The sequence below is a fragment of the Kordiimonas sp. SCSIO 12610 genome, from assembly GCF_024398015.1.
Taxonomy (GTDB): domain Bacteria; phylum Pseudomonadota; class Alphaproteobacteria; order Sphingomonadales; family Kordiimonadaceae; genus CANLMI01.
The window spans coordinates 1,435,619-1,450,227 of sequence record NZ_CP073747.1; the positions used below are offsets into that span (position 1 = coordinate 1,435,619).

General features: G+C 46.1%; 16 protein-coding genes and 1 tRNA gene. 8 read left to right on the forward strand and 9 right to left on the reverse strand.

The window, feature by feature from the left end; translation table 11 throughout:
* Positions 1–26 precede the first annotated feature (26 nt).
* From KFF44_RS06505 to KFF44_RS06520, 4 genes are all read left to right on the forward strand, one after another.
* Positions 27–509, forward strand: coding sequence for a PaaI family thioesterase (locus KFF44_RS06505; RefSeq protein ID WP_255938297.1), 483 nt, complete (start codon positions 27–29; stop codon positions 507–509).
* 133 nt (positions 510–642) lie between these two features.
* A complete protein-coding gene (locus tag KFF44_RS06510; protein ID WP_255938298.1) occupies positions 643–1,245 on the forward strand; it encodes a hypothetical protein in 603 nt (200 codons plus the stop codon).
* Between the two features lie 130 nt (positions 1,246–1,375).
* Positions 1,376–2,710 carry an FAD-dependent oxidoreductase gene (locus KFF44_RS06515; protein WP_255938299.1) on the forward strand — a complete coding sequence of 445 codons (1,335 nt, stop codon included), beginning with the start codon at positions 1,376–1,378 and terminating at the stop codon, positions 2,708–2,710.
* A 39-nt stretch (positions 2,711–2,749) separates the two neighbouring features.
* Positions 2,750–3,193: an acetyltransferase gene (locus tag KFF44_RS06520; protein ID WP_255938300.1), complete on the forward strand. Its 444-nt coding sequence runs from the start codon at positions 2,750–2,752 to the stop codon at positions 3,191–3,193.
* 28 nt (positions 3,194–3,221) lie between these two features.
* On the opposite strand, the gene KFF44_RS06525 is transcribed toward KFF44_RS06520, so the two are convergent.
* From KFF44_RS06525 to KFF44_RS06550, 6 genes are all read right to left on the reverse strand, one after another.
* On the reverse strand, positions 3,222–3,836 hold the full coding sequence (locus KFF44_RS06525; protein ID WP_255938301.1) for a hypothetical protein: 615 nt from the start codon (positions 3,834–3,836) through the stop codon (positions 3,222–3,224).
* 172 nt (positions 3,837–4,008) lie between these two features.
* Complete coding sequence (locus KFF44_RS06530; RefSeq protein ID WP_255938302.1) at positions 4,009–4,545, reverse strand: hypothetical protein; 537 nt, start codon at positions 4,543–4,545, stop codon at positions 4,009–4,011.
* A 27-nt stretch (positions 4,546–4,572) separates the two neighbouring features.
* Positions 4,573–4,770, reverse strand: coding sequence for a hypothetical protein (locus KFF44_RS06535; protein ID WP_255938303.1), 198 nt, complete (start codon positions 4,768–4,770; stop codon positions 4,573–4,575).
* An 11-nt stretch (positions 4,771–4,781) separates the two neighbouring features.
* Complete coding sequence (locus KFF44_RS06540; protein WP_255938304.1) at positions 4,782–5,123, reverse strand: hypothetical protein; 342 nt, start codon at positions 5,121–5,123, stop codon at positions 4,782–4,784.
* A gap of 38 nt (positions 5,124–5,161) precedes the next feature.
* A complete protein-coding gene (locus KFF44_RS06545) occupies positions 5,162–5,347 on the reverse strand; it encodes a hypothetical protein (protein WP_255938305.1) in 186 nt (61 codons plus the stop codon).
* 225 nt (positions 5,348–5,572) lie between these two features.
* Positions 5,573–5,648 (reverse strand) — tRNA-Thr (locus KFF44_RS06550).
* Between the two features lie 228 nt (positions 5,649–5,876).
* Between KFF44_RS06550 and KFF44_RS06555 the strand changes: the two genes are divergently transcribed.
* Positions 5,877–6,437, forward strand: coding sequence for a hypothetical protein (locus KFF44_RS06555; protein WP_255938306.1), 561 nt, complete (start codon positions 5,877–5,879; stop codon positions 6,435–6,437).
* A gap of 181 nt (positions 6,438–6,618) precedes the next feature.
* Here KFF44_RS06555 and KFF44_RS06560 read toward each other — a convergent pair whose 3' ends face one another.
* The gene (locus KFF44_RS06560) at positions 6,619–6,936 is read right to left on the reverse strand and encodes a hypothetical protein (RefSeq protein WP_255938307.1); all 318 of its coding nucleotides are present in this window, start codon (positions 6,934–6,936) and stop codon (positions 6,619–6,621) included.
* A gap of 140 nt (positions 6,937–7,076) precedes the next feature.
* Between KFF44_RS06560 and KFF44_RS06565 the strand changes: the two genes are divergently transcribed.
* Together KFF44_RS06565 and KFF44_RS06570 are read left to right on the forward strand one after the other, a co-directional pair.
* A complete protein-coding gene (locus KFF44_RS06565) occupies positions 7,077–7,910 on the forward strand; it encodes a helix-turn-helix domain-containing protein (protein ID WP_255938308.1) in 834 nt (277 codons plus the stop codon).
* A gap of 75 nt (positions 7,911–7,985) precedes the next feature.
* Positions 7,986–10,043, forward strand: a complete 2,058-nt coding sequence (locus KFF44_RS06570; RefSeq protein ID WP_255938309.1) for a S9 family peptidase — start codon at positions 7,986–7,988, stop codon at positions 10,041–10,043.
* A 110-nt stretch (positions 10,044–10,153) separates the two neighbouring features.
* Here the strand turns inward: KFF44_RS06570 and KFF44_RS06575 are convergent, their stop codons facing one another.
* Complete coding sequence (locus tag KFF44_RS06575; RefSeq protein WP_255938310.1) at positions 10,154–11,053, reverse strand: Rieske (2Fe-2S) protein; 900 nt, start codon at positions 11,051–11,053, stop codon at positions 10,154–10,156.
* Between the two features lie 94 nt (positions 11,054–11,147).
* Between KFF44_RS06575 and KFF44_RS06580 the strand changes: the two genes are divergently transcribed.
* Positions 11,148–12,041: a MipA/OmpV family protein gene (locus tag KFF44_RS06580; protein ID WP_255938312.1), complete on the forward strand. Its 894-nt coding sequence runs from the start codon at positions 11,148–11,150 to the stop codon at positions 12,039–12,041.
* A gap of 71 nt (positions 12,042–12,112) precedes the next feature.
* On the opposite strand, the gene KFF44_RS06585 is transcribed toward KFF44_RS06580, so the two are convergent.
* Complete coding sequence (locus tag KFF44_RS06585) at positions 12,113–14,548, reverse strand: ABC transporter permease (RefSeq protein ID WP_255938314.1); 2,436 nt, start codon at positions 14,546–14,548, stop codon at positions 12,113–12,115.
* Between the last annotated feature and the right edge of the window lie 61 nt (positions 14,549–14,609).

The following is a 14,609-nucleotide window of genomic DNA, read 5'->3' on the forward strand; positions in this document are numbered from 1 at the left end:
ATGTTTGCCAGTGATTGGCATAAAGCATGAAATTAATCAGAGCACGGCAGTTTGCCGTGCTTTTTTCAAAGCAAATGATTGAGGCTATAATGGCAGTAGAAATTCCTGAAGGATACAAGCTTTGGACCGATATGGGTACAGACCCTTTTGAGGATTTGGCCGGGCCATTTCACCTGAAACCTCAAGAAGATGGCACGCATAAGTGTGCCTTTATCTCTGACCCGAAACACGCCAATATGGGCGGTATGATCCATGGTGGCTTGTTAATGACATTTGCGGATTATGCACTTTTTGCGATTGCACGGGATTGCTTGGGCGAAGCAGGCGGGGTTACAATCTCGTTTAATAGTGAATTTGTCTCCGCGGGGCCTATTGGTGCATTGATTGAAGCGTCTGGTGAAATAGTGAAGGTTACGGGTTCCATGGTCTTTGTTCGCGGTAAGATATACACAGGTGAACAGACAATCCTTAGCTTCTCTGGTATCATCAAAAAACTTAGGTCACGCTAACATTCAAATTTTCATTGTTATATCACATTAAATAACTAAACCCTTGTTTTTAAGTAGATGTTTTTTGTGGTTTGTTAGTACTTCTGATTGTATAGTTGTTGTGGGGTACAATTGTACGATTGAGTCGAGATTAATGTTTGAAAACCGCCTTTTGTCAGATGATGCATCTGTGCGTCTGCTGTGTTGTGACGTGTCTGAAGTTAGCGTTCTTCAAGAGTTTGCGCACTATTGCGCCAGTTTATATTTTGATAGTGATGGAAAATCACTACAAAAAACTGCTTTTTCGCCGACAAAAATTACCGGCGTTCTGCCGTTTATTGTCATCAGCGAAATCATCGACGGTGATGTTTTCTTTCGTCTTGCGGGCACTTTGATTGAACCAATTTTTAGCAGCCAATCTGTTACAGGAAAGAAGGTCGCCGATTTTATCCCGCCAGAAAGCAAGGATGCGGTTCAGGAGTTTTTCCAATTTGGAGGAAACAATAACCTAGTCAGTTTTCAGGAAGAAGACCTTGAGCTGGCGAGCGGTGATGTCATCACATGTATGACCCTGGGTTTTCCCTTTGAAAGGGAAGACGGTGGCAAGTGTTTTCGAATATCCGCAAGTTATTACACATACCGAAAGCAACATTCTATTTTGCCAGAGGGGATTAATGTGAAGCATTCTAAAATCCACAATATTCGGTTTGCCCCGCTTGATAAATTCATGGATGCGATCTCAGCCCTGCCGCAATAAATGGATTCACTGTGCGCCTGGCACTTACGTTATTGCTCGTAGTCTTCCCATTTTTATTCTTGCCAGCCATTGGAAAATGACCCACTCTTGCGGTATTATATGCGTGTATGCCGCAGAGGGAGGGTGTGTTATGGCTGATGATGTTTCGGGGAAAATCGCTGATAAAATCTTATGGGTGGCGGTGATTGGAGCAGGGCCCGCAGGGTATTACACCGCCGAGGCGCTAACCACCGGGCGGGATGACGTGCGTGTTGATATTATTGATCGCCTACCAACCCCTTTTGGTTTGATCAGGGCAGGGGTCGCGCCTGACCATCAATCAATCAAAAATGTTGCAAAACGGTATAGTGCCACGAATGACAGGGAAAATGTCCGATTTGTTGGAAATCTCTCCCTCGGGCGCGACATAACCTTAAAGGAACTACAAACGCTTTATGATGTTGTAGTTTTGGCAACGGGGGCCGCCAAAGACCGTGAACTGGGCCTCGACGGTGAAAACCTAACTGGTATTATTGGGTCGAGTGCATTCGTTAGCTGGTACAATAGTCACCCTGATTTCCGTAACCTCGCGCCAGACCTTAAAGTGGCAAGTGTTGCGGTTATCGGTAACGGCAATGTGGCGATTGATGTCGCGCGGGTGCTTGCCAAAACTGCGGATGAAATGACAAATTCTGACCTTGCCCCCCATGCAGCCGATCAAATCCACGGCTCGCCAATTCGGGATATTTATGTGTTTGGGCGCCGTGGGCCACTAGAGGCAAGCTTTACACCAAAAGAAATGGGTGAACTCAATGAGTTAGAGAATTGTGTCGCTTTGGTTGATGAGGGTCAACTCCCCGACGCCTCTGGTGATGACGAACTTGCTGGCGCGCAAAAGAAAAACATGATTGCGCTCAGAAAAATGGCAGAAAACAAGCCTGACGATAAAAACATAAGACTGCATTTGATGTTTTACCGAAGGCCTATGGCCATTCTGGGCGACGAGCGCGTTTGTGGTATCCGGTTAGAGAAAACGCGTGTAGAGGCCGATGGAACCTGCACAGGAACAGGAGAGACTGAAACCTTGCCTGTTGGGTTGATTGTGCCCTGTATCGGCTATAAATCTGCGCCCATCGAGGATGTTCCCTATAACGAACGGCGCGGCCGTTTTGAAAATGATGAAGGCTTGATCGCTGATCGGCTTTACTGTGTTGGTTGGGCGCGCCGCGGCCCCACGGGCACAATAGGAACCAATAAACCGGACGGTGTGGCAATCGCGAAAAAAATCCTTGAAGAGGTCCAGCCAAGTGGGCGCGGTGGCAGAGTAGGCCTTGATAAAATCGTTGAGGAACGTGACCTGAAAATTGTGACATTCGCTGACTGGAAGAAAATTGATGAAGCCGAAACCAGCGCTGCCACAGACGGCGCGCCACGCGTGAAGTTTGCGAGCGTAGAAGACATGATCGAAGCGGTCGATAATCAGTAAAAAGATACTGTCAGGCGAATAGGATAAGAAAGTATAATAATGACCATTACAATGCGTGCGGCGACACCAAGCGATCATTCGTGCCTTTTCGATATCTGGCAAACGGCCGTTGCTGCAACCCATGATTTCCTTAGTGAAAAGGATGCCGCTGAAATTGCTGACCTTGTGAGGGATCACTATATCCCAAATGCGGAATTCATGGTGACAGTTGATCAGAGCGATACCCCAACAGCCTTCATTGGTATGACCGATAATTCGATCGATGCGCTTTTTGTTCACAGTGACCACCACGGTGAAGGGATTGGTAGTTTTATTGTCAAACAAATGCAAAGTCAGTTTGAAACGCTGACGCTTGATGTGAACGAAGGAAATCCAGGCGCACGGGCTTTTTATGAAAAACATGGCTTTGAAAAAACAGGCCGATCAGAAACCGACGATCAGGGTCGGCCATACCCGCTTATTCATATGGCTTGGCGGCGATAAATAGCCCCGTTAACAGAGTCTGTGGTTTTTATTTCACCGCAATATGCATGCGGGTAAGCGACCAGACCCAATATTGTGTATAGGTATTATCCAGGTCTTCGATACCGTCCCTATCGAACACGATGAACAGGGGGGCATATTCCTCTGGTAATGGTTTGCCGTCCATTTGTGTCGCGATGATGGGGTTGAATTTTTCCAACACCTCTGTGATTGGAATGCGAATATCATAATCGTCGCCCGCGGCTGCGATAATTTCCTTATCGTCCCAATAGGATGTTCCTGCCTTAATGGACGCAGAAGCCGAAAGGCGCGGCAATACATCGTTTTCAGCATACAAATTCAACACATCCATCACCCGTGGGCCAGAAAATGTGTGAATTTCATCGCCCGTGAAATAGGTGCTTGTGGTGATTGATACCTGATCAAAATCACTTTCCAAGGCATCGATTGGAATAACACGGAACGGCGCTGTGCTGGTTAATGTCAGGGGAACAATGGTTTGAGGGATAAGGGTTTCATCAAAAAAGGCAGCATCCTTACGGCGCGTTTCCGATACATCCGTGACGATAGGGTAAATCACCACAAACATCAGGATGAAAGTCACGATGAAGATAGTCACCAATATACGCGTCGCAGGGTTCAATATGTGCTCCTCTAATCTGCTTCTATGTCATAATGCAGAATGATTAGGGAGGCCAGTCAACAATATTTAGCAGGAATGTTATTGTGAGAGGGGGATAGGGGGACTTTGTAGAGCAAGTGTCTGAGATTATTTCTTCTTCGAGAATCTTACTACACATGGTACTATATTGTGATTAGTCCCATTGAGGTTGGGGCAATCTACCACGAAGTGCATCTTCTGCATGCTCCGCCAGATTCTTGAATTTTCTAAGAACTAGTATGATTGTATCGATATTTTCAATCGTTAGTTTTCTTGTAAACTCTGGGTTTTCTAGTTTTGAGTATAACTGAGACTTGATATTAACCAATTCGTGTAAATAGTTTCCTATTGCAGGTGTCACGGTTTTAATCTCGTGTAAAACGTCATCAAGTACTTCGGATTTCGTACCAAGGAATTTTGCTTGCGAAGATATGAATGACAGCGTGCTGGTTGAGGGAGATTGTGTATCGGTTAGCTCGTGTTTTAGTCTCATAAGAGCGTCAATCACATTAGCTTTTCCACCAGATAATTTTGAAATATCAACGATTACCTCTTTGATTAGGCCAATTGCTTTTACCTGTTTATTGGTAATTTTGTTTTTGTTAATTTGCAAGATTGCGTTACTAACCGAGGTAAATAACCCTTCAGTTTGCTGACCAATAGTAAGAATACTCTGTAGGTGCTCGATCATAACGTCGTCCTTTATTGTAACGTCAGTTTAGCCTAGTTTTCGTTCAGCCAAATAGGCGTGCTTCCAATTTTCCTGCGGCTCAGGTAGTGGTGTTTGATAAACAAGCTCAAAGGCATTAGGTACACCGATGGTGCTGCTATCAAAAATTTCATCTAGCACGCTATGCATATCTTTTTCAGTCGCGGCAGAAGCGAGACGGTTATTTAGATCAGTAAGTTCCGACATTCTGTCGTCCTTTATTGTGCTAGCTGATTAACATGAGAAACATACCTGTATGACACCCGTTTTAAAATCTGTGTACAGTATTTGTCTGCAATTACAAATTCCCCCTTCTTGCGCAGTGCTGTTGAGGACTTCCCTAATGTCACTCTTCTCCCAGTATCAAGTTCTGCAACCAGTAATGTTGGTGTTGCTGTATCGCTTTGCTGTTTAGAAATGCCGACAACTTTTAGCTTAAGGGTGCCACATTTCTCCGGTGTATCAATAGCAAACACCAGAATAACCAATAAGATAGCAACGCCCATTAATATAGCGCTGGTGTTGTTTTCCGGTTCTTTTTGAAGAGACTTTTTGGTCATTCTGCCCCCTTAAGTGTCCTTTATTGTGATTGGTCAATCTACATGCATCGCTTCGCTTTTCGACGTTCTATAATGCCGTCGTATTTCGCAATCCATTTGCTCAAATCCTCTTTCAATTCTTCATGTGTTGGCCCGCCGATGAATTCGAAGTGAACACTATCGGCGTTATCAAGCTGTTCTTGCAGGTTGTCTCGCCAAGTCTGAAATGGTTCAATTCTATCCATATCATGTATCCTTCCAGTTTATTTGATCATCAATAGGTTGTGAATTTTCACTATAGGGATAAGGTTCTCTTGCATCAAGTTGCCTACGTATATTCAGTAATGTGATGTATGAAAGTTTTGCTTTACTGCATAGTTTGACATTGATTTCTTCAGCGATGGTTCGGCATGCTTTGCTTGGCAAGATGATTGCCTGAACATTAAAGCTATCAATATTTAAGGAGAAAATGGTGCCGGCACTCGGAATCGAACCAAGGACCTGATGATTACAAATCAACTGCTCTACCAGCTGAGCTATACCGGCACATTATTCGGTAAGGGCATCGGCGTTGTTCGCCGTTGCGGGCGCCTTTCTATCACAACTTTTCTGATGTGCAAGAGGAATTTTTAAAAAAAATCACCTTGGCCGTTATGGCGTGCATTTTAGGTGAAAAAATATATTGCAATTAATAATCATTATTAATAGTGTTTCGTTTATCACGCAATCACGTTAAGCCACCAACGGCATTTAGCTGCAATGAGGGAATGAATAATGGACGAGTCACGACAGTTTTTAGCGACAAAGGATAATCATATTGCGGATACTAAAGAGGCTAGGGGCTTAAAACTGGGCGCCGCAGAAAACTTTGCCCTGTTGATGGTGCGTGCGTGGGTGAGGGTGCTAACGGCAAAAAGGGGAAGTGCTCCGGTTCATGATGCCCTTAATATATGGAATCGCGGATTTTGTCAGGTTGGCACGGTAACAGCGTCAAAATCCCTCGATCAATTCATGAGCATGCTGGCGCGGAAAAGCCAGCATAAAATAGAAATCGGCTGCCCTAAATGCCTGGCCCCCAATTCGGATGAGCAGCGAATATTGGAGTGTATGCGCGCCTATCAAAGGGGTGATGTCTGCAAGGGACGTGGGCTCTTATCATATTGGCTGAGTGACGAAGATATGGGTTTTGCCGAGCACCAGCTTATTTTGTTTGTCGCCGCCTTAAGTGAGAAAGCCTATATTTTCAGGGATCGTTTGCCCTGTAGTGTAGGCGGGCCAGCCAGAAAAACAGCCTCAGACGCCGATGCGATGAGCGATCACCTGGAGGCCTTTTAGCGCGCTGACAGATATTTCGCCAGCGTTACAGTGCATTAAGGGCAAGGCGGCTGATCAATATAGTCATTCAATTGATGCTCTGAATAGCGTAACCCAAGGCTGCTGCTGAGGGAGTGAGAATTGTCTTGAATGCAGCAGCCTCGGGCCACCCGTAAAGGTGATGGTGTCTTAGATACCCAATTTATTCGGCAGCGACCGTGTGCGCTGGGTTCGTGTCAGCGCCGAACCTGACGAGATACACCAAAAGCCCAATGCTGCCTGTCAGCAGCGTTAAAACAGTGTAGGGAAGTGGGTTAATCCCTTTGTTTTTTGCGTCCTGCCACATCCATGCAATACCGATAAAGAGTGCCAAAACCAAATCCACGCTTGCGAGTATTCCCCATGGGCCGAGGTTGGATAGATAGTGCATGAAATCACCGCTTGTTGCGGTCGTAAAGGCATAGATATTCACGCCGGCAAAGCCGATCAATAATACGGTCCAAATCAGTTTTGAATTCATTTACTGCTCCTTTTCTTAAAAAGCGGTGTGGTTGTTCTCGCAGGCTAGACCGCGTGTGGAATATCCGCAATTCCCTAACAGGTAATAGCCAGCATTACCGTTTTCCATTATGATCTTTGTACGCAATTGGAGACAAGCAGATGCCTATTATATCAGCAGAAACTATCAAACCGGACGCTAGCACGACACTAGAACATACGGGTTCAGTGACTTCGAGCTTTGGCCGTATGCTGAAACAGTGGCGCCAACACCGCGGGCACAGCCAACTGGAACTTAGTTTGAGAGCAGATGTGTCACAAAAACATATTTCTTTCATTGAAACGGGGCGCTCACGGCCAAAAGTGGAGACTGTCCGCAAGGTGGCAGAAGCGCTTGAAATTCCGCTTAGGGAGCAAAATAAGCTATATGAAATGGCAGGCCTTCCGGCGCGGTTTCCAGATGTGCATTATGATGCGGCGGCCCTTACCCCTTACAGGGATGCAATTTTTCGCATGCTGAAACAGCAAGACCCATTCCCTGCATATGTGGTGGATCGCTGGTGGAATTTGATCGAAGCGAATGAGGCTGGCAAAATGCTGTTTATGGCACCGGGGCTGGATACACCCAATATGGTTGATGCCTTTATGGCGCCTGGTGCTTTTCGGGATATGGTCGAGAATTTTGACGAAGTTGCCTGGGCATTCATGAAACGCTTGCGTGCAGAAGCGATGCAAGCCCCCGGTGACGAACAAATGCAGGCCTTGCTTTCCCGGGCGCAGGCATATTTGCAAAATGTTCCGGAACCAAAGACAACGGACCGTCACGAGCTCGCGCTTTGTCCTCGTATTAAAATGGGGGATGCTGTGATTAATATGATTACAATGGTTGCTCATTTTTCTGAGCCTAATGCAGCTATTTTGGACGAACTTAGGTTAGAGTTGGTGTTCCCCGCTGACGCAGAAGCGGCTGCCTTCTTTACCGCCATGCAGGTATAATCGATTTCGTGATTTCCAATTCCAATTCGATTTCACTAAGCTTTCGATTAGGGAAATGAAAAAAGGAGAGGGGTCATGATCACGACATATTCCAAAATGATACGTATTGGGCTGATGATTGTTATGTCATCATTTGTATCATCGATTGTTTCAGCGAACGATAAACTTACACCTGAGCATTGGTTAAACTGGGAACGTGCGGGTGGGCCGCAGGTTTCGCCGGATGGTAAAGTTATTGTCTATACCCGGTCGCGCACCAATGCGATGGAAGACAGGATTTCGAGCGAAATCTGGATGATGAATGCGGACGGTGGTAAACACCGTTTCCTCGTGAAAGGCGGGGGTGTTCGTTGGTCACCAGACGGTAGCCGCATTGCCTATGTTGCAGTTGGTGACGACGGAAAGCCGCAGGTTTTTGTGCGCTGGATGGACGCCGAGGGTGCCACAAGTCAGATTACCCACAGTCTTTATGCACCGCAGATGATCCGGTGGTCACCGGACAGTAAAACCGTTGCTTTTCGTGCGCGTGTTCCGGCTAAATCTGATTGGAAATACGAGCAGCCAAAAATGCCGAAGGGCGCTAAAATACGGGGCGGCGCGACGGTTATTGATACGCTTCATTACAGGCAGGACCGCGTTGGTTTGATCGCGGGGTTTGATCATTTGTTTACGGTTCCTGCGGACGGGGGTACTGCAAAGCAATTGACGAGCGGTAAATGGCATACAAGCCTAAGGTTTTCTGGCATTTTAACCAATTCACCTTTCGTATGGACACCGGATAATACCCACCTCGTATTTGATGGAAATGGCCCGGAAGGTGATGTGAATGAGGCTGTTCCCATGTCTTTCATTCATAAGGTTGATGTGAAATCAGGCAAAATCAAAAGCCTAACAAACACGCCGGGTATGTGGGGATCACCTGCCGTGTCACCAGATGGCAAGACAGTGATTTTTGCGGGTCAGGCCGACACGATTGCCACATACGGTGTTGATGAAATTCGAACCGTTGGCATCGATGGTAGTGGTGAGCGAAGCATCACCAAAACCCTTCCAAATTCTGCGGGTGATTTCAGGTTTGCGAAGAACGGTAAAAGCGTATTTTTTAATATGGCCACAGAAGGCGACGCAGGTGTTGTTGAATTAACGCTTTCAAACGGAAATATGAAAACTGTCACGAAAGGTGACATGCAACAGTTCGCTATGGCGAGCATGGCATCAGACGGTCGGATGGTTGGAACGCTGACGACGCCCGAACATGACCGTGACCTTGCTGTTTCGGATCGTCGGGGCAACGTTACCCGGCTTACAAACTTGAACGCTGATATTCTGGATGGTGTTACACTCAGCAGTGTTGAAGAGATTTGGTACGACAGCACCGAAAACACAAAGGTGCAGGGCTGGATAATCACACCGCCTGATTATGACGCTAATAAGAAATATCCGCTGTTGTTATACATCCACGGCGGGCCGCATGCCATGTATGGCACAAACTTCCGCTTTGCCATGCAGGCATTTGCAGCCAAGGGCTATGTGGTGGTTTATACCAACCCGCGCGGGTCAACGGGCTATGGTAGTGATTTTGCAAACGCGATTGATAACGCCTATCCGGGTGACCGCGATTTTGCCGACTTGATGGCTGGTGTTGATACAACGATTGCAAAACGGTCAATCGACGAAGACCGGATGTATGTTACTGGATGCTCAGGCGGTGGCGTTCTGACCACATGGGTTGTTGGTAATACGGATCGTTTCGCGGCTGGTGCGTCGCTGTGCCCTGTGATTAACTGGGTTAGTTTTGTTGGCACGGCGGATGTTGTCGCATGGTCCTATCGTCGTTTCCACAAGCCTTGGTGGGAAGACCTTGAAACCTGGATGAAGCACAGTCCATTATCACGTGCGCCTTATACGAAAACGCCAACACTTTACATGACTGGTGACAAAGATTTGCGTACACCTTTGAAGCAAGCGGAAGAAATGTATTCAGCGCTTAAAGTTCTAGGTGTGCCGACAAAGCTCGTGGCCATGAAGGGCGAATATCATGGAACATCCAGTATTCCTTCAAATATGCTTAGAACGATTTCAATTCTGGATACATGGTTTAAGGAATGGCCTGAAAAGAAAGGCTCAGAATAGGAAGGCGTGTAAGCGAATGAGCTTATATTCAACTTTCCATATCTGATGATCAGGTTGGATGATTAGGGCGGGGGAGTACCTTCGCCCTTTTTGTTTCTTGTTCTTATTGTTTACAGGTTTGGGAAGCAGATTTTCAATTCATTTTCTTCAACCGATAATTCCGGCGCAGGCTGTAATGCAGATGATTTTCCATCGCAGTTTTTGCCTGTTTTGATGCTGAATTTATAACCATGCCACGGGCAGGTAATCGTGCCATCCTTGTCAATTGACGAATGTTCCAACGGCCCTAAAAGGTGGGGGCAGTCTGCTGCATAAATGACCCACTCATTGTTCCATTTTCTGATGCAATAACGTGTACCCTTATATTCCAGGATATGGGGTAATTGGCCTTCGATTGCCGCGATTGGAATAGAAACCTGATTGGGGTCTTTTAGACTAGTACCTGATATGTTTTTTCGGTCGATAGCTTCCTGCCGACCCTGCATCAAGTCCTGATCTTCATCATAGAGCGTTTGATACTGTACTTGCATCATCCTCAACAGAGCGTCAGAAAACCCTTGGTCTTCCGGTTTTTCGGGCAGGTAAAACCTTACATCAACTTCTATACCATGATCGCCTGTTTTGCTTTCCAGTTCATTGGCCTGTTTGCTGATCTGTTTACTGGCCTGAGTGTGAATTTCTATTCCTTCGCCGGGGCCGTCAAGAACAGTCGTTGCCCAGTAATTCCTTGTACAGTCAACCAAAAGCTCAATGTGCTGGAAAACAGGATTGTCTGCTTGTCCGGGCAAGGTTGTTTTAGCGCGCCATCCCCATGTCCCACTATCCAGTAATTCAATTCCCGCAAAGGACGAAGGGTGCACGTAGGGCAAATGCTCCCAATCGTAGGCGTTTTCCATCATACGTGTCATAGAGACAGGAAGTGGGCGAACATAATTCCCAAGATAATGCAGCTTAGAGATGCGATTATAATCGATGGTTTTAGGGCGGGAGCTAAAATCAAAGGGTGCCATATATTTATACTTCCAACTGCGGCTGACAATCTAATCCAACCCTCAAAGCGTATCTTGTTTAATGATAAACAACAAGACAGCAGGGTAGATTATAATGAAACGCCTAATTTTGAATTTTTCTGTATTTACCGTATTTTCCGCAATTATGATTCTGATTGCCCATGGGGCGGTTGCGCAGGCACCAGACGCTCAGGTGCAACAACCACCGCAAAGACCTCAAGGGCCGCAAAGGTTGTCGGATTGGGAAATTGACCTTGGGGCAGGTGCATTATTTTCCCCTGTGTTTGCTGGTTCTGACGAGTATCAACTATCACTTTTGCCGTCTATCCGTCTGACCTTTAAAAACAGGTTTTTTGCCTCTGTTCAGAAAGGGGCGGGATATAATATCATTAACGATGGTACATGGCGTGTTGGACCAATTTTGCGGTATGCATTTCCACGTGATGAAAATGGCGGCACTAGTCCATTTGCGGTGATTGGTGGGAATACGGATGCCCTTATTGGCCTTGGTGATGTTGCGGGTACATTCGAGCTTGGCGGGTTTGCAGAATACAGGACAGGTGCCTGGCGCTTTAAAGCGGAAACACGACAAGGGCTGAACGGCCACGAAGGTTTGGTCGGTGAACTGGAGGCTGCTTTCCAAAGCAATATTTCAAGTTGGTTTTATGAGCGTGGTCGTCCCATTTTGGCGTCAGTTGGTGCGCGGGCAATTTTCACTGATGATGATTTTAATCAAGCCTATTTCGGGGTTAATCAAAATCAATCGCTTGCGAGCGGGTTGCCTGAATTTGACGCAGGCGGTGGCCTTTACTCCGTAAGTGCGAATGCACAGGTTATTTATCCATACAGCAGGCGGCTTTCAATCATTGGGTTCAGCAGTCTGGAGCGCTTAACAGGTGATGTGGCTGATAGCCCACTAGTGATTGAGCGCGGCAGCCGCAACCAATTTACGATGGGTATATTCTTTTCCTATAAATTCGGTCTTTAACTGGGGCTTTCAATGCTAGTGACCCATGGTTCCTGTCATGTATTGACAAGAACCATGTTGTTTTCGCTCGCTTACTCGTATTTTAATAGTTTGACTGGGGGAACGGATGCAGCACGAAGCACCAAGGAAGCAACCAGAACAACAGTTATGCAAACTATTGTACCGCCGCCAATAAGGTACAGGTCGGCCCCCATATCAATGCGGCTTGGGTATTTCTGTAGCCAGTCGTTTAGGAAATAGTATGCAACAAACCCTGCAGGCAGGTTGGCGATCAGGACAGGTTTTAAATATTGCCAGGTAAAGAGCTTGAGATTGTCTGCAACGGAAGCACCGAGCACCCTGCGAATGCTGAATTCTTTTGCACGGTGAGCGATTGAATTGCTGACAAGGCCGATCAACCCGACAAGCGACAGGATAACAGCAAGAATTGAGAATACAGCGAATAAACTCAGTTGCTGATTTTCATTATCATACAGGCTGGCGATACGTTCTTCCATATATTGAAGCAGGAAGGGAGTTTCAGGGTACATTTGTTGCCAAATTGCTTCGATATCCGAGATTGTTTGGGCTTCCATGCCTTTTACAAGTCTAACAGACATAACATTCAAAGCGTTTGGTGAGTGAAAATATATCTTGTTTTCCATTGGCCTGCGAGCCGAGCGGAACTGGATATCGTCAATAACACCCACAATGGTTAAATCTGCGCCTTGGCCTTCACCCAGATCCATTGTGATATGCTCGCCGATGATTGCGCTTGGGCTTTCATAGCCCAGGTTTCTGACGGCTTCGCGGTTGATGACAACATTTTTGTTACCATCGCGCGGAGAATAATTGTTCAGTTCGACAAAATCGTCCGCGAAATTTGTATTAAGCTGACGGCCTGAAATCAAATTGGCCTGATAACTTGTGAAAAAATCATCATCGGTTGCAACAAGGCGAAGTCCGATCAGGCTCTCCGGTGTTTGGAATTTTGAATAGAACCCTTCGTAGGTAACTCTATTGTCGTTGGGAACAACTGAGGAGCGCGTTACTGTTTCGACGCCGGATAATTTTGCGATTTGTGCTTTAAAACTTTCTGAGCGCGACGCATCAACCCCGCGGTCCAAGCCTCTAATGAGCACTATGTTCGATGGTTCAAAACCGAGATCAAGGTCTTGAATATGGGCCATTTGTCGTGAAATAGCCACAGCACCAATAATAAGCGCGATTGAAGCCGTAAACTGAATGAAGACAAGTGCTGTTCTAAACCGTGTCACATTAGCTCGCTGTGATTTACCGCCAGATAAAAATTTAACAGGGCGGAACTTATTGATGATAAGTGCAGGATAAAACCCTGCGACAAGGCCGAGTAAAATTGTTGATATTGCAAAAATTGTGATGCCTGAGGTGTCGAACAGGTCGCCCAGTTTATACTCAACGCCCATGATCGAACCAAAATATGGTAACAGATCGGCAGCAATCAACAAGCCAATCAGGGCGGCAGGAATGGTTTGCATGGCCATTTCGATCATCACATGCCGGATGATTTGGAAATAATTGGCGCCTGAAACTTTACGAAGGCAAAATTCTTTTTCTCGTTCGACGGCTCTGGCCGTAGCGAGGCTTACATAGTTAAATACTGAGATTGCAAGCACTAGAATTGCTATACCCAGGAAAGAATATACCGTTGCATAACGCCCAATCGAATTAGCCGAAGTACGATCGCTGGACCCTAGATGAATATCTCCGAACGGTTGAAGGAAAAGGCGATAGATTTCACGCATATCGCTTGTCCCAGGACCCTGAAAGGGCCGGTGTTCATCAACAATAACTGCGAGTTTTTCTTCAACGTCTGCGATGCTTGCGCCGTCGCGTAATTTTACATAGGTCTGCAAACTCACATTGTCCCACGATGCATGGTTAGGAACAAGCGCATCACTATATTGAATAGCAATCTGAATATTAAAATCGGTATGAGCAGGCAGATCTTTGAAAACACCGCTTACAATATAATCAATGTTATTGACGGTTAGTGTTTGGCCGATCGCATTGCCAGTACCAAAGTATTTCGCGGCCATTGCTTCAGATAGAACAACACTATGATTGTTGGAGAAAGCAGTCTGAGCGGTGCCGCTAACAAAATCGACGGTAAAAATGTCGAATAAACCCTGATCAGCGATTGTGATCGTTTCATAATTAATGAGCGTGTCCTGTTTGATTGGCCAGTTTCTGAAACCCATCCTTAGAGCCAGTTCAGCTTCATCAATATTTTCACGAATGGTTGGGGCGAGCGGTGTAACTGTATTTATGCCATACCCACCTGTTGTCGAGCGCAGTGCCTGCCCTTCAACACGGTAAAGGCCCTCATGATTTTCCACCCAGGAATTATAGTTTAATTCAACATGAACATAGAGGAGAATAAGAATTGAAACCGCAATGCCGGCCGCTAGACCCAGCATATTTAGTAGAGGCAGGGCAGGCCGCCTGATCATTTGCCAAAAACCGGTTTTTAAAATTTGCTTAAGCATGTTTTCCTCGATGTCATTTGATATATTTTCTTTTGATTAAGCAAACTATGTACCAATGATG